Origin of the sequence: Methylomonas rapida (genome assembly GCF_024360925.2) — a bacterium.
GTDB lineage: Bacteria > Pseudomonadota > Gammaproteobacteria > Methylococcales > Methylomonadaceae > Methylomonas > Methylomonas rapida.
The window spans coordinates 3,062,270-3,082,670 of the sequence record NZ_CP113517.1; the positions used below are offsets into that span (position 1 = coordinate 3,062,270).

Here is a 20,401-nt window from a genome sequence, read left to right on the forward strand (position 1 = left end):
ATTCATCTCAAATCAGACATCGTTCAGATCATCCGGATCAATCACGGCCTTTAGCCGAGCAAATGTCCGCAAATCTTCTGTTGCAGGCATGGTCTGATAGTCAGGATTGTTTGCGATCAACTCATATTGGCCCGATCCCCGTTTTCGTACATATCGCAATACATATTGATCGTCTCCGGAAACATCCTGCCGTTCAATCGCCACGATCTGATTGCTAATGCTTCCCGCATTATCGGGGGTAATTACTTCGAGCAAAAGATAGTCGCCATCCTTGATTGGATTTTTGCCGCCATCCATCGAATTACCGGTCGCGTGCGCAATGAAATGCCTGTTCGCATCCAGGTGACCATATTGCTCCGGCAACGAGACCTTGCGAACAGTCTCTTCATCGTGTTCACTGACTTTAAAGTGGCCGCAGGCGATTTTCAAATCCGGAAAGTAGGGAATGCGCTGTTTTCTGGCTTTTTCGATGCTAATGACATTGGCTTTAGGCTCGGATTGAATGGGCTGTTTTTTCTCCGGCCTTGCTTCGTACTGCATATAGCGATAATCGATTAATTCACCGACAAATTCCAGAAATATGTCAATTTCGGTTTCCGGTATATTGCCTTGGAAAATCAATCGATCATTTTCGACTTTGAAGAAAGCCCGGCTGGCATTCCTAATATTGCCGCCTGTCCAGGCATTGATAGGATTATCCATCCAGTACCGATACCAACGCTTTAGGTGTTTGTCATCCAATTGATTGAGCCCCCTGAAACGATCCGGCAAATCGGAAAGCAATGCTCGTCGGCGCTGAATAACATTAAAACTGGTTACGGCTAATTCGGTAATATCGACTGCCTGTTGGAAGCCGTCAAGTTCGATTAATGCTTCCAAAAGCACGATTTTATAAGACTTGGTTAGAGTGGTGGTTTCAAGCTCTTTGAAGAACGCTTGAAAGCGTTGCAAACACTGCCTTTGTTCAGTCGACAGGTCATGCTCGGCATCGACAAATGCCAACCACTGGCCATGATGCTGACGGATCGCCTGGACATCGCCATCCGCTTGATAAAATTCCGCTAATGTCGGCCGGCGTTCCTTTGCTTCTTTCAGCGAACGATAAAACTGCTCCTGAGTATCGATGTTTGTGGCGATCAGTTTTGCCAAAAAATCGATGGCATCAAGGTCGTAGTTGACGAAACAGCCTTGTGGAAGTTTTAGAGTGCCCGTTTGAACTTGTCTTATAAACTCACCCCGCTCCTTTTTCGACACTCCGATTTTGAACAAGGCTTCGGGCTTGCGAAAGAAGCTAACGTGGTTGCCGATAAAGTCCAACACCACTAGCTTTTCTTTCAAAGAATGCGTCCTGAGGCCTCGCCCCAATTGCTGCAGAAAAATGATTTTAGAATCGGTGGGCCTTAACATTAACACCGTGTCGATGGCGGGCAAATCAACACCTTCATTGAACAAGTCGACGGAAAAAATAATGTCGATTTCGGCTTGCTCTAATTTTGATAGTGCGTCATTGCGGCGGATATTGGAATCGCTATGCACGGAAACCGCCTTATAACCGTGATCCCGAAAATAATCGGCCATATAATCCGCGTGCTTTTTAGAAATACAAAACGCCAATGTTCTGGTTTGTTTCGACGCTTCCCAGCGTTGCAACGCATGTTTGGCGCGCCGCGTGGTCGCCAACTTATTCTGCAATTGTTCGGGATCGAACTTGCCATTCCGCCAAGGAATGCTTTGGTAATCGACCTCTTGGTCGGCTATTCCGTAATAACTGAAAGGTGACAACAGACCGGAATTGATGCCGTCGAACATATCCCGGCGGTAGACCAGGTTATCGTCACAAAGCGCCAGAATATCGGCCTGATCGGTTCGTTCCGGAGTGGCAGTCAATCCCAACAAAAAACGCGGCTGGAAATGGTTCAATAATTGGCGGTAGGTTTGCGCGGCGGCATGGTGAAATTCGTCGACGACGATGTAATCGAAATGGTCTGCCGCGAATTTATGCAAATGATGTGCTTTACCCAAGGTCTGGATCGAAGCAAACAGCATATCCGCTTCAAGTTGATGCTCTAATCCGCTATAACGGGCCACCTTATCTTCGGGACGTATGCGAACAAAGGTATATTCAGCCTGCGTCAGAATTTCTTCCCGATGGGCGACGAATAACACTTTTTCACTGGCTAACTGCACGCTATCAAACGCAGCCAACCAGGTTTTTCCAAGCCCTGTCGCCATGACAACCAGTCCGCGTTTATAACCTTCAATTCGCGTCTGTTTCAGTGCAAGCAGTGCCGCCCGCTGAATGGCATTGGGTTCTGGGGGCAATAACGGTTCTTCTGGCTCTAATTCAGGAAACAGCAGGACCGGCTGATGTTCAAACTGCTTTTGATAGACCGCTATCCAAGCATTCGAAAGCCGTTGGGTATTTTCGTGAAAATAAATAGCTTCGAATTTCCGGCAAATCTCGGCAAATCTCGCCGGATTTTCTTCCAGCTCGACTTTTAAATTCCATTCCAAGCCTTGATTTAATGCGGAACTTGAGATGTTGCTAGAGCCAACATAAGCGTGGCCGCTTTTTTCTCCGTGTTCGCCGGAAAAGGTAAAGATATAGGCTTTCATGTGAAAGCTTTGCTTGCCGCGCGTTTCAAAGATTCGAATGTCGGCGCCGGATTCTTGCAGCAGCAACAAATGGCGCAAAGCCATCGGTTCGGTAACGTTCAGATAATCACCGGTCAAAATACGCATTTCAACGCCCCGATCCAGCGCATCGATCAGGGCATCGAGTATCAACCGTAAACCGCTTTGCCGAATAAAAGAAACCGTAATATCGATTCTTTTGGCTGAATTGATGTCATTGATCAGCTTTGGCCGAAAGGGGTCCTCGCCACCCGTGATCAAATATTGATGGTTGTTTGCCGTCATTTAACGTGTTTTCTTGCGAAGACATTCAACCATGTTTGGAAACCGCTTCTTAAAGGTTTTGTTTCAGTGAATATTTCTACAATCTGCAACTCCGCATACTCGGCAAGCAGCTTAGACATACTAGCTTCCGTGTAATCGTTAAAAAAACGTCCTCGTTCATCAATACGCTCGTCCGTTCCATACTTGAACGACATATAGATAATGCCATTAGGTTTCAACGCCTTGGTCATTCTTTGCATCACACCACCCATTGCCGATTTAGGGCAATGCAGTAGGCTGGCACAAGCCCAAATACCATCAAATGCTTCTAAATAATCAATCTCTTGGAATGACAGATTCTCCACCGGTTGACCAATGAATTCACTGGCGAGATTTGCTAACTCATCAGAAGCATCGACTGCAGTGATTGAACAACCATGAGCGAGAAAAAACCGACTATCACGACCAGAACCGCAGCCTAAATCTAAGATATGGCCGCCTTCAGGAATATGATTCAAGAAAAGATTGCGGATATTTGAAACATCCAAATCAACAGTTTCCGCAACATATTGGGGGGCTTGCGTATTATAGAAATCCAGAGTTCTGTTAGATTTTTCGTCCATCATCAATTTTCCTAAAAGCCTATGATTTATTGATGTATGGCTTAACAAAATCAACCACGGTCTTCAGCACATCCAGAAGTTGTATCGACAATTCAAGCGCTTTATTCAAGACTTCCGCTTGCATACTCGGGTCATCCGGATAATCATGTGAAAAAGCGTTTCTTATTTCTCGCATCAACAGCCAATTGTCCGCAGAAGGAATGGCACCGATTTTTTCCAGTCGGTAAAGCTTGTCGATAAAAGCTTTCAAATCGCCGGGCTCTTTAGTCAGCTCCAGAACCGCTGGAAATAATTTTGCCCCCATTGCGTCTTGTAACTTGGCAAAGCGGGTTGAAAATTGATCGAGAATGGCCAAATCGATATCGCTCAATTGAGCCAGAGTTTGTTCCGACAAAGGCCGGTGTTTTTGAAGCTCTGTCATAGCCCAGCGTAAGCGATCGGCATGACGATCACAAACCTTGATGATTTCAACTAATGATTCGTTCATCGCAGCATGATCCCGGTTTGTTTGGCTATTCGATAAACCGATAATTCCAACGAACTATCTAGCCGACGCAAAACCACGTCAATTTTTTGTTCACCCATTTTTTTATGTAAATCTCTTAGAAACTGTAACTTGGCCATCACTAAATCGGCGATATTTTGTATTGAGGGCTCTATATATAAATCGATATCACCACCTTTGGCTTGGTCGTTTACCCGTGACCCAAATAACCAAATATGCACATCCGAGCCAAAATATTTTTCAGCGGTTTCACAAATAATATGCTTTTGTATTTGGGTTATGCGCATACATTTACTGTATTTATATTTCTAATACCAGGCATTTTCAGTATGGTAGATTCTAAAGATACGCGCTGCGTACCCTACCTCTTAGTCAATCAAAAGCCACGCAATTGGAAAAAGAATCATGAAACACACCAAGCTAAAACTAAAAGTATTTTAGATACCGCCCAATGTGCATACAAACCTTTCGTTAATCGATAGCCCTGACACCACGGCACTTTGGAAATGCCGAACACCCCCAGAAAGCGTTACCTGTATTGGCGCCTTGTTTGGCTATTCGCTTTACCATGGCGCCACCGCATTTGGGACAAGAAGGAGTAGCTGGGATAATCTCGGGTTTAGCGGCATCAAAAATCTTTGGTGATATATCCGCTTGAGGTTGCTGAATTGATCGAGCTGTTTTCGCTTTTTCAATCATTCGACTAAGCTCTGAACCATCAATCAATTCGATATTTCGTCCTTTGGCAAAGGACTTTGCATCTTCTGTAAAACTGCCAGAAGTTACTACAAATCCTCCCGTTGCGCCTTGTGCCGCCATCACACCATACAGTTCACGCACAATGTTCACCGAAACTTTAAATGCTCGCCATTGCTTGCATTGAACCAAAAAAAGTTCGCCACCCTTCTTTAACATCAAGTCGATGCCGCCGTCTGCACCGCCGCCGCCTGTCTCGCTCACCGAATAACCTCTCATTCGGAACGCTTCACCAACCAGCAACTCAAACTCTTGCCAGCTCAGACTCCGTAACGTATTGCCAGAACTATCGCGGCCCGTGACTAAAACTAATTCTTCCCGCTTACGTCTTCCCAAAAACGAAGCAATTGCACCAGCGATAAACACCAGTGGGAGAATATATTGCCCGTATACCGCCAGCATTTTCGTCACTTGGTCAACAACCATGTGGCCGATTTGCCCGGGTACTGCCGTCGTCGGTACTTCAGCAATCGCATAACGATGCAAAATGATGTAAGCAATGATGGCAAGTAGTGCTCCTACCCACCAAGGTAATACTGCTGTAATTTCGTACAAATCTTCAATTACAGTACTTTTCTTTCTTCTTGCCATGATTCCCTTTATGCTAATGGAAACTACTTAAATATCAACTTTATCGAAGTCAGGAAATTTGACCTTCAACCATTCAATAATGGAACGCCATTTTGGTGTCGTAGGCTTACAGCTTGGTTGGGTACGCATCACGTACCATCTTTCTTTCGGTACAATACCTTCTAAAACTTCTAAATGTGCGCGATGCGTACCCTACTGCTAGCGCGCCTCGAACGTAATCGGTCAAAACCTTTAGGCAGTCAATCTTGCCGAGGAAAATAATCGGGCTGGTATTAAGTACGACTTTCACAGTGTTAAAGCTTGTCGACAGTTTGCATATCTTCTAACACGCATTCTTCAGTCAAGATGTAGCCTTGGTTAAAGTGCTCCATCAAGCGGCTTTTAAAGCTTTCAAAATCCAAGCCGGCCAACTGTGCGGCACTGGCAAAGCTAATTTTACGGGCATGATATAGGCTAGCCGCTAGAAAAAACTCTGCCGCAGCGTTGCCCAGCGGCTGTAATATGTCATCAAATTCGGGCTGAAGCTGGATATTCATAATATCGTCCTATTCAAATAAAAGACTTAAAAGGTCATCTCGCGTTAGATTAAAATGCTGTGCAACATCGTTCAATATCGCCGATAACATGCCCGTTTTTAACGGATTATGAGCCGGAATGGTTATATGATGCTCACCTTTTTCTAATGTCGTTAACCGCATGTGGCTACCTGTTTGCCGCGTTATTTGGTAGCCTAAAAACTGCTAATCTTTTAGCAAGCAATATGCCTGTTAGATCGCGAGGCAATTTCATGCCGCAATCACTTCATCACGGACAAAATGCAAACGAATAATGCTTGGCTTTTCGTCTGACTCGAAATGGCAGGCGACCGCATCTCGTACATAAGTATGCAGTTGTTCAACATCATCCGCTTCGGTGTAAATTGAATAACCAAGCGCTTTTGCAATAAAACCGCCCTCTGCGGCTTCTTCTACAACAAAAATTATTTCGTTCATTTGCGCATCATCTAAGTTGATTTTTTTAATAAAAAGCGCTTCGCGATCAAAAGCTGTGTAATCGTCACGAAACATCGCTCCAGAGTATTCCAATAGTAACTATTCACCTCCCCCTTTGAAAAAGGGGGATTGAGCGGGATTTATTCAAAAAATCTCCCCTATCCCCTCTTTTTCTAAGAGGGGGACTGAACAGTTACTTCCAATATTTTTGTGCTTTATTCTGTTACGAATCACTTTTAAATATTAACCTTCGCTAGCTAATTCCTGCATCAATCTAGCCAAAATGTCTTGCCTTAAGGCTTTGTCCTCTTTTGCTAAATTCAGTTCCGCTATCTTGGCATCGGCTTGTTGTTTGAGCTTTTCGGTAATATAGGCAATTTCACTATATTCTCCCTGTTCGCTAACGATGCGGATTAAAGTCGCTTGGCTGCCAACATGAGCTATTGTCAAATCTGGTGTTCAGTGGTTGATCAAGCGGCGATCCGGTCAGTGGTATCGACTTCAATGCCGTCCTTGAATGGGACACCGGCAATCACTTTGGCGAGATAATCGGGCTCTTCCGTATTTCGCGGAGTAGCCCCGACATATAGGGTTATGCATAACCGAACAACCGTCTCCCTTCGATATCAAGCCAGATATGCTGAAACAGGCGGACGGTATTGTAAATGCCAAAGCAGCGTCGTTTGATGCTTTTGATTTTGTTGTTAAGCCCTTCAACAAAGCCACTGGTTTCCCGGCGAATGAAATAGTTGGTGATTTCATTTCGCCAGTTTTGATAGGTTTTGACAAACGCATCAAAGCCCTTCAACTTCAAGACTTTGATATGCTCCATCCAGCGATCCAAGGCTTTTTCGGCCTCAGCCTTATTGAGTCGGCGCTCAAAAATACCCGTCAAAAGCTCCCGTTGGATATAGACTTCTCGCAAAATGGGGGCTTGCTGGAATAGAAAAAGCAAAACGGTTTGCTGATCGGCAGAGAGTTCCATCCAGCGCTTCCGAAAAGCCCACATCGCGCCTTTCAGCTTGGCATAATCCTCGGCAGACAGGGTATTCTTGAGTTTTTTCATTTCCGCCTTGCGGACCTGGTCGGCGCCGTCTCGATAATGCTTGGCGACATGGAAGCGATCAACCACCACCTCGACGCCGGGCAATGTCTCATAGACGGCGTTGCGATACCCTTCATACATGTCCACGCAGACGCGTTGTAACGCGTGTTGCTGTGCCTCGGGAATATTCTGCAAAAAGGCTTTAACCGTTTCTTTTTTGCGGTCGGGCAGCACCGCCAGAATCCGCTTATGGTCCTCGGTATCGATAGCCGACACGATGACCACAAAATCTTGATGCCCTTTTTTCAAAGCGATTTCATCCAGTCCCAGCAAGCGAATGCCTTGGATGGCAGACCAATCAACTTGTTGGGCCACGTGCCGATTGATAATCCCTTCCGCCGCTTCGGCGCTGATGCCGTGCTTCACGTCCATGTCGGTCACGCTGCTGTTGATCAATTCACGCAATATCCACTGCTCATACGCTTTGGTATGGGGGCTTTTCCAGTTATACCAGCCACATTGTTGCGTGGTCGTCGGACCTTTGGGGCAGTCAGGGCATCGATAGCGCTTGGGGGTTAGCTTGATCCAAACCGGCCGATCGAAAATCGACAAATGACGCAAGGTGATTTCTCTGCCATAGCCATAAAACTTATCGATCCTCTGGCCGCATTGATGGCAGGTTGCACTGGTTAACGTACTACTGACCGTGATGATGAACTCGCCTTTGGCGGTGGTTTCAACTTTTTCGATACAAACATCAGGTATATCCAGCGGTATTTGAAGTAGCGACTGTGTCATCACGATACTCCAGCGTTAAATTGTCGACCTTAGCAAAACTCACTGTGGCAGGCAAAGACTATAGCACTACATGTAGTGGTTTCTCCGCAAAATACGGAAGAGCCGATAATCGAATCCTCGTTGGCGCCGCCAGGTTTTTTCGGCTGATTGTCCTAGCTTAAACAGCATGTGCAGCATCCCGTCCCGCGACAGGCAGCCCTTGGCTCGCGTGGTCCGGTGGCGGATGGTGGCGAAGGTCGATTCAATCGGGTTGGTCGTGCGAATACTTTGCCAGTGCTGGGCCGGGAAATCATAGAACGCCAGCAGTTCGCCCCGGTCTTTGTACAAGCACTCAACCGCTTTGGGATATTTGGCGTCATAGAGCGCGGCGAACTGGTCGAAGGCGCGTTCGGCATTCTTCTGGGTGTCGGCTTGCCAAATGTCGTATAGCGACTGCTTCATCTTGGGTTGCACCGATTGCGGGGCGCGATTCAGCACATTGTTCATTTTATGAATCCAGCAGCGCTGTTGTCGGGTGTCGCTGTACACTTCGTCCAACGCCGCCCAGAACCCCATCGCTCCGTCGCCGATGGCCAACTTAGGGGCATTCATGCCGCGCGCCTTCAGACCCAGCAGTACTTCCCGCCAACTCTGCGTCGATTCGCGTACCCCGTCTTCAATGGCCAGAAAGCGCTTTTCGCCGCGCTCATTGACGCCAATGATGACCAAGGCACACAGCTTGGCGTCTTCCGCCCGCAGGCCGCTGTAAATGCCGTCGGCCCAGATATAGACCCATTGATCGCGATCCAGGCGGGTCGTTCGCCAGTCGGCATATTCCGACGCCCACTCACGTTTTAAGCGTGCCACGGTGCTGGCCGACAAACCCTTGGCTTCCGTGCCAACCAACACTTCCAGCGCCGCTTCCATTTCACCGGTTGAAATGCCTTTCAGGTACAGCCAGGGCAAGGCCGCCGACAGAGAACGGGTTTTACGCACATACGGCGGCACTAATGCCGAACGGAACGTGGCGCCCTGGCCGTCTTTCGCCCGGACCTTCGGCACCTTCACAGGCACCGGGCCGATGCCGGTCTGAATCTCGCGTTCCGGCTGGTAACCGTTGCGGACGACGGCTGCTCGGCCATCGTTTAGCGTCCTTTCGCTGAAGGCTTCCATATAGGCCGCCAATTCGGCTTCGATCGCTTGTTCAATCAGCTTGCGAGCCCCTTGTCGGATCAGATCGGTCAACGGATCGGCGTTCTCTTCTCGACTCGACAGGTCGATTACATTACTCTTCTTCATCGTGGCGTATCCTTTGGGTTTGATTGTTTTGTTTGGTCACAAATAATCAACCAGATACGCCGCTTCTCTTCAACTCCAAACACCAGATTCAGTTATAGCTCTGCCAACATCGGCTTTTTGTTGTTCGGCGTGTACTACTGCTAATTCTTTTAAACGCTCGCTGAATTCGCGCAGACGATAATCGGCTTGCGTGATATTGTTTGGCTTCCATTTATCCGGCGGTGCGCTACCTAAAAACGCGGCAACCGATTCCAACCAGCCTTGGTCGGTATCCTTTTCGTTTTGCAGCCTTATGATGAAGGCTTTGAGCCCTTGCCCATCAACGGTGTATTTTTCCAGACCCGCATAACGTTGGTTAAGCGCATGTCTTAGTGTGCTGATCTCTTCCTGTTCGCTCAGTTCAAAGGCTTGGCAGAGCTGGCGTTTAAACTGGGACAATAACTTCTGATAAGCTTTATTCAGGATATTTAGGCACTCGACCAGCACATTCAGAAAATCGTTCGGGTTACTGCCGTTAAAGTGTTGCTCGTCGGTATAGGGGGGGAAACCACAAGCTTCCGGTAATTCCTTAAACAATAATTGCATCGGACTTTGCGTGCTTTGGAACGCGTCGCGCACCGCCAACGCTTTTGGGTCCAATTCCCGCGTGGCTAAGGTGTAAGCCGGCAATTGATGGATGAATTTTGCCAATGGTTTAACGATGTCGAGTAGGGTGCTATTTTCCGGCGACTTACCCACCAATCTTTCTAGATATTGATTAAACAAATCGGCACGAACTCCACTAAAGTCAAACGCTTCAACAGCAAATAACTCGGGACGCTTTAATAAGATTTCGAAATGCTCTTGCGTTACATGCGGGCAAAAAACGCCACTTTCGTAGAGTGCCAATGAACGCTGGTTAGCGAGAAAATACCCGACAAAAATCAGCGATGACACGCCTTTTTGCACACCATAAGGCGGTTGTTCTATCAGCTTATAGATGTCGACAAGCGGCTGCGGACGCTGACTGCTTTTTAATTGTTCATCGATCGCTTGCCATAGGTCATAAAATCGATATTTGTTAGTCGGACTTGGATTAATGAATTGCCACACACCATTGTGTAGTTCATGAATACCCGGTTCTTTGAATACCGCACGATAAATGGTTTTTTCAGGGGGGTATTTTTTAGGATCGAATCCCAAGTCTTCCAAATGGGGGTTAGACAATAAAGCCGCTACCAGTTTATTTTTTGCGGCATTGGCTTGTCCCGAGGTTTTGTCGCGGTTGATCAGTTCGTTTTTAATCAACGGTGCTTTATTAAAAACCGTCTCCAAAACCCTTGAGAGTAAGGTTTGCAGGTTCTTTTTGCTGTTCAGGAGCGTTTGAGCGCCTTTCCAATACCAGTCAAAAGACTCGGGCTGTTCCAAATAGGCATTGAGTAGATCGAGTTCTAAGCGGTTCACCGTTTGGAGTCGATCTTTCAGTTCTCGTTGCGAAACGGGGTCTGACTTTAATTCCGCCCGTTCGCTTTGAATTTTTTCCAACGCAATCGCTTCGGAAACCACTTGTTTGATTTGCGCGGCGTTATCGCATAAGACGTAGATCGTGAGTGGGTCAGGGTAAGTCCTGACTTTTTCACCGAATATCTCGCGTTCGTCTTGCCCTTCCGCCAAAAAGAAAACGACCCTGGGTTGGTCGACACTTTCGAAAAAATCATTCCGCGTTGTAACGTCTGCATAAAAGGGCTGAAAATAGCGCAATACGCTGCTGGTTATGGAGTACCTGCGGGCGACGACCGGCATCAGCTGGTTTCGATGTGTCAGTGCCTCAGCCAAATTGACGCGACCAAGCTTTTGTGTCGTTTCGATAATGGCGGCATCAAGGTCAAAATCACTACCTTCCCATACCCGATATTCCGAGCTGTATTTGCGATAGTTGATAATGGATTTAGCCTGCAGATTCCTAAGCATTTGCTCCACATCGACCGATTTTGGGAAACACAGGGTTAATATTTCCTGACTGGCTTTAAATCCTGTTTGACGGCCAATGATATTAAATAGGCCGATGGTTTTTAATAATTGAATTTCCCGAGCTTCGGCATCGCCCAACCGTTCCGTAGCAGTGATGACTTCTGCCCAGCGTCTGTGGGTTGCATGATCCGTGGTAGCCGAAGGTTGATTTTCTATGAAATATTCAAAGATTTCCCAGGGCAATACCCAGTCACCCACATGTTGTATTCGACTTAAGCTGTCTTTAAAACCAAAGTATTCCTGACTGCCGAGATAGCTGAACAGGGTTCTTTCGTTTTGAGCGACTTTTTGACACAGCGTCGGTAATAACAGTGTCGCAATCGGATGTAGGGGATAACATTTTGTCAGAACGTCTATGGCCGCATCTGCCGACAATCCTGACAGGAGGGCGTTTTGTTCGGCTAATACGCCTACGATTTCGGTGACCTGTTCCTGAATGTCTTGCCGGGCTGCCGGTGTTAATTGGCTGTGAAAAGCCGCCGATATGACTCTTAATGTTTGTTCCGTTGACTCCAGAAACGGCACATTTTCGAACCGCCCCTGTACTTTTAACCATTCCTGTTTTTGTACTTCGGCAAGACCTCTTGAGTATTGTTCGAAGGCTTGATGCATCAATACCACGAGCAGGATGTTGGCATCCCCGCCTTCAACACATAATTCGCCTAGTGCTTGCAGCAAAAAGATGTCATTGCTACCCTGATGGCGGGCCTCGTATTCCAGAAATTTTCCCAGCTCATCGATGACGATCAAAATGCCTTTGCCAGAAACATGGCTCACGGCCTCGCGCAGTTTTTTTAACAGTTCGATAATTCCACTGGTTGTTTGTGTTTGGTGTCTTGCTTGCTCTAGGTCGTGGACGATTGAAGACCTGCCTTTTGGTTCAATTTCTTCGAAATAGCCGACCGCAGCTTGGTATAGCGCTTGAACGAACCGCTTGCTCAATGACTCGGGGCTACCGGTTAATAGCACTATGCAATAGGCATTAGAGTCGTGTGTGCAGGCGGTAAATTTTTCCGCGACTTCCGGATTGTGTCGCTGCAAAATTTCTTCGGCAAGTACGCTGTTTGTGCGTTCCTGGTTTTCTAAAAGATGCGCCAGAAACGCAGCAAACGACGACTTGCCCGATCCATACGGCCCAACTAAAGACCATGCTCTAGGCATCGCCTTTTGGTTAAATGTTTGTGCGATTTTGTCTAAAGTTTGAACGGCACGGGATGTTGGAATATAAGCCCTAAGAACATCGCTTGACTCGGCATCTCGTTCTAAGTTGATAGAACGGGTGTAATGGGTGTCTACTTGTACAATATCTTTCATATCGCCGCCATCACCGGGTAGGTTGATAATAAGACCTAAGAAAAGTCAGGGACTCGGTCGTGTTATCTTGCCGGTAAAGCTGATTGACGCCAGCGGTTTCATTGATTTGAAAAATGTCGGGGTATGCTTTCACTAAATTTTCTAATTTTGCCAACAAGGCGCTTTCTGTCAGTCTGAATATGCTTCCCAGTGCAATCCCATTTTTTGGGCCGTACATTAGATCGGCAATTGGAAGATATTCGGTCTGTCGTTGATTAAATATTTCGTTGGCGGCATAGCCAACCAGTTCTATCGGTAAACTCGATTGCAAATTGCCATAGGAACGGTAAATGTGTAGGTCTTCTACAGCAGTAACCAGTTTTAGAGAGGCTAATGGCGAATCCAAGCTTTCTTCAATCAATTTAGCATTGCCTTTAGAGGGGCAATACATCCGCAATATCATTGCAACTTCTTGTTTTACGGTTCTTTCCGAGTGCTTGCCATTCAGGTTGTTACGCACAAACTCAGCTAACGTTTCCATGGCATCATCAGTCGTAAACTCGGCCTTATGGTAACAATTGAAAAACCAATACCAGGCTGTAGCCAGTTCCGCATTCGTGGCCAATTGCCAATGAATAAGCCAAAGCGTGGCTTCGTCTTCAAGATAAGGATCCCAGCCATTGTCAGAAAGAATGGCTTCGCCAAGCGCTGATGATTCTAAGCCTTCGTCTGTATCCAGCAACATAGCGCTGGCTCTCAACCAGTATTTGATGGCGTTGACCATGTTTTTACCGACGCCGAGTTCTATCGTCGCTTCGTCAGAAGAAAATATGGATTGGTTTTTTTTGAAAGCCTGAAATCCTTTGGTTAACCATGAATAACGGAGTGCGAATGTTTCATGTCGACCGAATGATGCTTTTTTAGGATTAAGCGGCTTGAGCAGACTGTCCATGTATAAAATTATTAGGAGGTATAAATGCCAAAATTTAGCGATTGCTGCGTTCAACGCGCACTCGTCTTCTCTTAATTCTAACATCCACCAAGGTCGAGGCTGCCGTGTTTTTGCGTACTTAATCCCAATAAACACTCCGCATCGCAATATTAATACCCCTTAGTCAACAACGAAATCAGTCGCGTCACCGCTGCTTATGCAAACAGGCAATCCATTAGTAACGCATCAAACTCCTTGCTGTGAGCAATGATGGTTTTCTTGAAATCCTGAACCCAGCCGTACAGCTTAGGACTGTCGTACAGAACGTCTAACCCGATGTCGGCACGATGATAGACACGTTTATGCGTCAACTTCTTTGCCTTGCAGACACTGTCTTTGCCCGAGTGCTTTTCCAAACATTTCAAGAAGGCGGATGCTCGCTTTTCCCGGTTTTTGAACAGTTGCAGCAACAGTATCTGGTCGCATAAAGGCGCTTGCTCAGAAAGTAAGCGGCAAAAACAAAGCGGTTTTTGCATGTCCATTTTGTGATAGTAAAAGCGAGCCATGCGAATCCATTCGCCGGGGCTCAACGTTTCATCCGCGTGGCCTTTGCCAAGTGCGCATTTGATCAAACCGGATAAATCCAAATCCCTTTTCGCTTGATTGGCAATTGTCGATACGATGACAATATTGTCCGGACAGTAACCGCGCGTGTTATCGATTCTATCCACTGACCAGTCGGTGGTTTGATTTTCAGCAAACGTGAAGGGTTGGCCTGTAATTGGGCAGTTTTCGCCTGCTTCAGCTAATTTTTCTTGCAGGTCGTTCTTGGTGATTGAAACTTCCAGGCTTTTGATGATTGCTCTGTCACGGATCGCAAGCAATTTTCTATCGAATAGATCAGGCTTTTTCTGAGACACCTTCTGAAGTTTGGCTGCTTCGTAGCCATGGCGAATTTGGGGACGATGACAGTCTTGGAAACGACTAATTTCCAAAGGCAAACCAAAACGGTAATGATCAAAACCGATTTCAAAGGCTAAACTGGTCATGGCTAATTCCCTCATGCTGGTTGAAGAGTAGGCGCGCTGTGCTGATCTAGGGTATAGCTTACGGATGACCCTTACAAAGTGTGTCAGGGTAAGACATTAGAAATTTTAGGCTTGTAAGGAGCGAAATTTGCCTGATCAAAAATCTCAAGCTGTTCTGCAGCGACGGCTATTGGTGTTGGAAAGCATTCGTCGGCTGAGCGGGCGGTCAGAGCGATGGGTAACCGTTGGAGAAATCGTCAATGATTTGCAACAACAAGGTTACGCAGTAGAAACGCACAGCATTCGCCGCGATATGAAATCGTTACTAGAAACTTATCCGCAGTTGGAATGTAACGACAACAGTCAGGGAAACGGCGAGGCGAAAGCTGGCTTAGCCCATGGCTATCGTTGGGTAGGCAAAGATGCACAATTGCAGGGTGGCATTACCTTGCCGGAAGCCTTATCGCTGGTAATGGTTGAACGCTATCTGAGCCAATCATTGCCTGTGCTATTGACTCGTCCATTGCAAGATATTTTCACAAAAGCCCACCAGACACTAGAGCTGCATAAGAAAAGCCAAATCACCCATTGGCCTGAAAAAATTTGCGTGATCCAACCGGCACAACCACTTATCCCACCAGATGTCAGAGGTGAAATTCTTGAGAGGGTGCATGATGCGTTGCTGAACGAAAAGCAGCTTCGGGTGAACTACCGCGCTACTCAAAAGGTTGATGCCCAACCCAAAGCATACCGATTGCATCCTTTAGGTTTGATTCAACGCGGCCCAATTACTTACTTGGCCGCCATGGCCAACGAATATGAGGCTGTATATCTTTATGCTTTGCATCGTATGTTGACGGTAGAAGTTCTAACGGAGGATTGTCGAGGAAAAAACGGCTTTGATTTGCACCAATTTGCCCAGAGCCAGGGACATTTTGGTACCGCATCGCCCATCCGCCTTGAAGCAAAAGTTTGCGACCATTTGGCATTGATACTTCAAGAATCGCCACTCAGTGAAAACCAAATCGTTTCCGAAGCCGACAGCTTGGGATTCAAGTTGTTGCTCGCTGATGTCTTAGATACTTGGCAGTTGCGCTGGTGGATTATGGGTGAAGCTGATCGGATTGAAGTTATTTCCCCTCCAGAACTGAGACAGGATATTCAAACGATGCTGGCAAAAGCCCATCAGCATTATGTTTGACCTTGCAATTAGACGGATAACTGACACAGTGATTTACAACTTTGATTCGTGAATTCAAGCCATTGAGTTGTCTCTAAGGACTTAAAAACCAGGCTGTTCGATTCCAAAAAAGTTAAACTGTCCTGCTAATTTGATTTCAACATTTGATCCATGCCAGACACTACCTACAAACATGCGACGGGATTGATCCGTGAAGCCGAAAAGATCAGCAACCTACCGGTTCGCGTGACTTGGGACGATACCCTCCAAGTAGGCGCCGTTCTGCATTTGAGCGAAGCGCAATGGTCCAAACAATTGCGGATTTCAGTCAAACCCAACAGACCGGACATTCCCTATCTGGTTGGCGTGCAATGTGGGCTGGCGATTCGTTTTTACACACAACGCGAACAACGGCATTTAACCGCTTCGCAAACTAGCCGCGACAAAGCGGTCAGTGAATTTCGCGAACTGGGTTATGCACCTGAGATGGCAAAGTCTCTGGCGGAGAATTTATTGGCGCAATTAGGCAGCCAAATTCGCAGTGCGGCACCGTTGATCAAACTGTCGGCGCAGATCTATAGAGACTATCCGGAGCTACGCGACAGTCAGTTGACACATTTTCTGTTGGAAAAAGAAGACGGCGAACGATCATTAGGCATCGATACTGCGAAGTTTCCGGAATGGATATTACGCAGTCATCAAGCCATCAATGGCGCAAACGCTTTGGCTGCCGATTATTTGTTCGATCGTACCGATTTTTTTGCGCCGTTCAAGCAGGCTGGTTTTGAAGCGATTTGCACTGGATTGGTGGGCGATGTCACCGGCAGTAAGACGGATGCTTCGGATACCGAACTGGTCAATGCTTGGTTGAACCGCTTGGATTTGAATGACCGTTTTGAATGGATGACACCCTGATATGCAAACACCGAGCACCGTTTTTATCAAAATCGCCGATTACGATTTGTCGGCCTTACCGGAAACCTGCCGTGACCCGAATGCACCTGGTTTCGCTGATACGTTGATTCGACATGTTGCCGACGAGTATGCCGCCGATGGGATGTTTGCCAACGTCAGCATCGAACAGGATACCTTGATCATCGCTGAAGATCCGGAAGCCAAAGCCAAGTGTGACGAAGGGTTGGATGCCTTACAACGCGGGGTTTACGCCAAGGGCAAAGCCATTTTCGAAACCTTGCTATCCGAGCATCCGAATAATGCGATTGTGCTGTACAACTTAGGCATGGTCTACAGCGATGAAGGCAATCTGGGCAAGGCCATTGAGTTGTTATCGACGTTGATTCGCCTCAAACCGGATTACGCCCATGGCTGGGTGGCGTTGGCTGTGGCTTACATGCGGAACAACCAAATTATCGAAGCCGATCAAGCCGCACAAAAGGCGGTGCAGTTAGCGCCGAATGATCAATACGCCCTGCGTACCGCTGGCTATATTGCCTCGAAATTGAATGAACCGGAAGCGGCCGCCTTACTGGAAAATGCGGTCAGAGCCGCGCCTAATGATCCCATTGCGTTACTAGCGCTGGCGGAAAATCTAATGGTTACCCATAAAGACGAGGCCATCAAAAAACGTGTGTCGGCCCTGCTGACGCAGGTCATCGATGTCGCGCCGGGCTCGAAAGCGGCAGAGCGCGCGGAAGAAATCTTGCGAAACCTCGCTTACGACAAATTTCGCCAGACCGGATCACTCAATCCGCAAGCCATCGAGTACTGCCTGCATGCGCTATGGACTTTCCAGGGCATGTCACCTCAAGAAGTAGCGGGTGTGGCCATGGAAACCGCCGCATTAGGCCAAGGTGGCTTGGATGTGAATAACCCCAACAAAACCTATCAGCTACGCGCGGTACCCGGCAACTACACCGGCCTGCAGGTGGTTTGCTTCATGTACGTCGCTCTGGAACAAGTCGCCCCAGGGCAGGATATTGGATTTGATCTGAAGGCAGAATATGAGGAAGCGTTGCGGATTCATAATGCCAGCAAACCTTGACCGCGAAAGACTATTTTTAATGCGGCCATTCCACTTAACGGATCGTTTTGTTGCTCCATTCCTTAACGCCGCAATATAGCCTGGGAATAAAGTGAAACCGGATTTGAATACACCGCATCCCTCATGACACAGCAAAAAGCCAATCGCATTGCGGTATTTGTAGACGCCGAAAATGTTACAAACTGGATCAAGCACGACGGCGTCAGATTACTGATGGAAGAACTGAATCAGTATGGCCAGATCATTATCCGTCGCGCTTATGGTGTTTGGAGCAAACCGAATTTGGCCATGCACCAAGCCGCTATCAATCAATCCGGGTTTGAACTCATCCATTGTTACCATCCCGTGACCGGCAAGAATACGGCGGACATTCAGATGACGGTGGATGTCATTGAATGCGCCTGGCAATTACCGAATATTACCTGTTTTGTGCTGGTCACCGGCGACTCGGATTTTACACCCGTTTTTCGCCGTCTTCGGGAAATGGACAAGGATGTGATCGGCGTTGGCCAGCATTCTACCTTGAGCGAATGCGTGAAGACGTCTTGCACTCGTTTCATTTACACGGACGATGTCATAAACACGTTAATCGGCAATGAGGCTTCGCTACAGGAGTCCCTAGCTCCGCAGCCATTACCGAATTCCCAACCAACCCTTACGCTGGCACAGGCCAATGAGTTGGTCATTGGCCACTTGAAGGCATCGCCATCCCCTGTCAATACCTCGCAAATCAAGAATCTGCTCAAGCGGACCGCGGCCGACTTCGACGAAAAACATTACGGATTTAAAACGTTCACAGACTTCCTAACCGCTAACAACGCCATTGAAATCAGCAAAAACGGCACCGCCAATTTCGCCAGTTTGGCGAAGCCTGCCCAACCAACCGAAACAGTCAACCCCATTGCAACCACAGATGCCTACAAAGCCCTGTTGAAAAAATACAATGCGCTGCCGGACAATGCCGACACGCTAAAAAAAATTTACAAACATGCCGTGGCCTTGAAAGACATCTGTACTGATGCGGCGCAATTCAGAGTGGCCTTATTCGATCAGTGCCATAAAGTTGATGCGAGCATCACTAAAACGACCGTGAACAAGGCATTTTCCTATTTTATCGTCATGGGGCTGGTGCATACCGAAAAGGCTAAAGGCGGCGTCGATACCGTGCGGGTGAAAAAAATCACACTCAAGGACTTTTTATTGAAATCCGACAAGTTGGTCATCGCCAAACTGCTGGAACTCGGCAAAACTCAGCCCTTGGACTTGAAAGCCAAGGAAGTCAAGAAGCTCACGCTGTCAACGATCAGTAAAGACAGCATCAAAAAATTGATCGGTGAATGAGGTACGATGAACCGGATGGATCAGGCTCAACTCGTGCGTAAATGCCCCTTAAATGCAGCTTTTGCTAGCATCGGCCACTGATCCATGCAGGAACCGAAAGCGTTGTTAAAACCTCGCATTGCAACTGGAACAGGGCAATGTCGTCAGCGCGTCCAATCACTCAATCCTTGCGGAAATCTTGCCATCGCCACTTGATGGATTAATGCGCATAGTTTCGACGTTATGCTTCGAGAGAGCGGCGTAAATCCTTGATGAGACGGTAAAGGTGCAAGGGGTCAGTCGGCGAGGGGACAAAACCAAACTGCTCGTAGAACTGTTTAGCAGGCTCGTCCTTGGCGTGAACAGCAAAAGCACGAATACCGCCAATGTCGGCAGCCTGCAATGTGCGTAGCATGGCGTCTTTTAATAGGCCGGAACCCATCTTGCGGCCTTGCCATGGGGTACTTACAGCCAACCGTGCCAACAACATGACGGGAACAGGGTGACGGGCCAAGCCTTTGGTCAAGCGCTCCGGCGCATCGCCAAAGGCGACTTCGCCCACAACCAGGCTGTAGAAGCCGATGACCTCCTGGTCATGCAGACCTATATAGGTTTGCGAAGCGTTGGCGTGCTGATTGCCTAGCGCATAGCGAATAAGAAAGCGATCAAGTTCATCGCGCCCACAGGTAAAGCTATCAACGGGATGATCGCGCCGTAGCTTCTCAATACGAAACCCCGTCATTCGGTCGTCGGCAGCTCAAAGGGACTCGGCTCGCGGAACAAACGCTGAATCTGGGGCACAACTTGCGGCGGTGCATCGAGTGCGGCCATGAAATGTTCCCATTGCTCTGCATTAAGTTCAAAGCGTTGTCGCTCGCTAAGCGTTTCGGCGGCGCGTGATAAAGCACTCGCCAATACAAACTGACTGACGGAGCAATGGGCTGCTTGTGCCGCCGCGCTCAAGGTTTGCTTTGCTTCGGGCGATAAGCGCAGGTCAAGTTTGGTGGTGCGTGTCGATTGAGTAGCCATAATACCTCCCTTAGGCAGTGAAGAGCAGTATAGCCGCCAGACGTTGTCATGACAATAATAAGCTAAACGGTTTACGCAGGATCGACTTGGTGACGAACTGCCTATTTTTCACCAAGTGGTTG

19 protein-coding genes and 1 pseudogene are annotated in these 20,401 nt (G+C 47.6%); 4 read left to right on the forward strand and 16 right to left on the reverse strand.

The window, feature by feature from the left end:
• Positions 1-12: 12 nt before the first annotated feature.
• From NM686_RS14370 to NM686_RS14435, 14 genes and pseudogenes are all read right to left on the reverse strand, one after another.
• Positions 13-2,919, reverse strand: a complete 2,907-nt coding sequence (locus NM686_RS14370; protein ID WP_255188525.1) for a DEAD/DEAH box helicase family protein — start codon at positions 2,917-2,919, stop codon at positions 13-15.
• Complete coding sequence (locus NM686_RS14375; RefSeq protein WP_255188526.1) at positions 2,916-3,524, reverse strand: class I SAM-dependent methyltransferase; 609 nt, start codon at positions 3,522-3,524, stop codon at positions 2,916-2,918. Before NM686_RS14375 ends, NM686_RS14370 begins: the two co-directional genes overlap by 4 nt.
• Positions 3,525-3,540: 16 nt before the next feature.
• On the reverse strand, positions 3,541-4,008 hold the full coding sequence (locus NM686_RS14380; RefSeq protein WP_255188527.1) for a hypothetical protein: 468 nt from the start codon (positions 4,006-4,008) through the stop codon (positions 3,541-3,543).
• Positions 4,005-4,313, reverse strand: coding sequence for a nucleotidyltransferase domain-containing protein (locus tag NM686_RS14385; protein ID WP_255188528.1), 309 nt, complete (start codon positions 4,311-4,313; stop codon positions 4,005-4,007). The genes NM686_RS14380 and NM686_RS14385 overlap by 4 nt, the downstream gene beginning before the upstream one ends.
• A 184-nt stretch (positions 4,314-4,497) precedes the next feature.
• Positions 4,498-5,373 (reverse strand): restriction endonuclease, encoded by an 876-nt coding sequence (locus tag NM686_RS14390; RefSeq protein WP_255188529.1) that lies wholly within the window; start codon positions 5,371-5,373, stop codon positions 4,498-4,500.
• Positions 5,374-5,666: 293 nt separating this feature from the next.
• On the reverse strand, positions 5,667-5,909 hold the full coding sequence (locus NM686_RS14395; protein WP_255188530.1) for a UPF0175 family protein: 243 nt from the start codon (positions 5,907-5,909) through the stop codon (positions 5,667-5,669).
• A 9-nt stretch (positions 5,910-5,918) separates the two neighbouring features.
• Positions 5,919-6,071 carry a hypothetical protein gene (locus NM686_RS14400; protein ID WP_269021830.1) on the reverse strand — a complete coding sequence of 51 codons (153 nt, stop codon included), beginning with the start codon at positions 6,069-6,071 and terminating at the stop codon, positions 5,919-5,921.
• Positions 6,072-6,158: 87 nt separating this feature from the next.
• Positions 6,159-6,440 carry a 2-oxoisovalerate dehydrogenase gene (locus tag NM686_RS14405; protein WP_269021831.1) on the reverse strand — a complete coding sequence of 94 codons (282 nt, stop codon included), beginning with the start codon at positions 6,438-6,440 and terminating at the stop codon, positions 6,159-6,161.
• Between the two features lie 168 nt (positions 6,441-6,608).
• Positions 6,609-6,815: a hypothetical protein gene (locus tag NM686_RS14410; RefSeq protein ID WP_255188532.1), complete on the reverse strand. Its 207-nt coding sequence runs from the start codon at positions 6,813-6,815 to the stop codon at positions 6,609-6,611.
• Positions 6,816-6,957: 142 nt separating this feature from the next.
• Entirely contained in the window at positions 6,958-8,208 is a 1,251-nt protein-coding gene (locus NM686_RS14415) for an ISL3 family transposase (RefSeq protein ID WP_255187011.1), read from the reverse strand.
• 105 nt (positions 8,209-8,313) lie between these two features.
• Positions 8,314-9,486: pseudogene (locus NM686_RS14420) on the reverse strand (IS256 family transposase); the annotation flags it as partial.
• A 69-nt stretch (positions 9,487-9,555) separates the two neighbouring features.
• Entirely contained in the window at positions 9,556-12,810 is a 3,255-nt protein-coding gene (locus tag NM686_RS14425; RefSeq protein ID WP_255188536.1) for a DUF6079 family protein, read from the reverse strand.
• A 10-nt stretch (positions 12,811-12,820) separates the two neighbouring features.
• A complete protein-coding gene (locus NM686_RS14430; protein WP_255188537.1) occupies positions 12,821-13,741 on the reverse strand; it encodes a DUF4007 family protein in 921 nt (306 codons plus the stop codon).
• A 194-nt stretch (positions 13,742-13,935) separates the two neighbouring features.
• A complete protein-coding gene (locus tag NM686_RS14435; protein WP_255188538.1) occupies positions 13,936-14,769 on the reverse strand; it encodes a hypothetical protein in 834 nt (277 codons plus the stop codon).
• 127 nt (positions 14,770-14,896) lie between these two features.
• Here NM686_RS14435 and NM686_RS14440 point away from each other — a divergent pair, with 127 nt between their 5' ends.
• The 4 genes from NM686_RS14440 to NM686_RS14455 all read left to right on the forward strand — a co-directional run bounded on the left by NM686_RS14440 (position 14,897) and on the right by NM686_RS14455 (position 19,271).
• Positions 14,897-15,949 (forward strand): helix-turn-helix transcriptional regulator, encoded by a 1,053-nt coding sequence (locus tag NM686_RS14440; protein WP_255188539.1) that lies wholly within the window; start codon positions 14,897-14,899, stop codon positions 15,947-15,949.
• Between the two features lie 150 nt (positions 15,950-16,099).
• On the forward strand, positions 16,100-16,843 hold the full coding sequence (locus NM686_RS14445; RefSeq protein WP_255188540.1) for a hypothetical protein: 744 nt from the start codon (positions 16,100-16,102) through the stop codon (positions 16,841-16,843).
• A gap of 1 nt (position 16,844) precedes the next feature.
• Positions 16,845-17,930 (forward strand): tetratricopeptide repeat protein, encoded by a 1,086-nt coding sequence (locus tag NM686_RS14450; protein WP_255188541.1) that lies wholly within the window; start codon positions 16,845-16,847, stop codon positions 17,928-17,930.
• Between the two features lie 123 nt (positions 17,931-18,053).
• Positions 18,054-19,271: an NYN domain-containing protein gene (locus NM686_RS14455; RefSeq protein ID WP_255188542.1), complete on the forward strand. Its 1,218-nt coding sequence runs from the start codon at positions 18,054-18,056 to the stop codon at positions 19,269-19,271.
• 220 nt (positions 19,272-19,491) lie between these two features.
• Here NM686_RS14455 and NM686_RS14460 read toward each other — a convergent pair whose 3' ends face one another.
• Together NM686_RS14460 and NM686_RS14465 are read right to left on the reverse strand one after the other, a co-directional pair.
• Entirely contained in the window at positions 19,492-19,992 is a 501-nt protein-coding gene (locus NM686_RS14460; protein ID WP_255188543.1) for a GNAT family N-acetyltransferase, read from the reverse strand.
• Complete coding sequence (locus NM686_RS14465) at positions 19,989-20,279, reverse strand: type II toxin-antitoxin system TacA family antitoxin (RefSeq protein ID WP_196436497.1); 291 nt, start codon at positions 20,277-20,279, stop codon at positions 19,989-19,991. Before NM686_RS14465 ends, NM686_RS14460 begins: the two co-directional genes overlap by 4 nt.
• Positions 20,280-20,401: the final 122 nt, after the last annotated feature.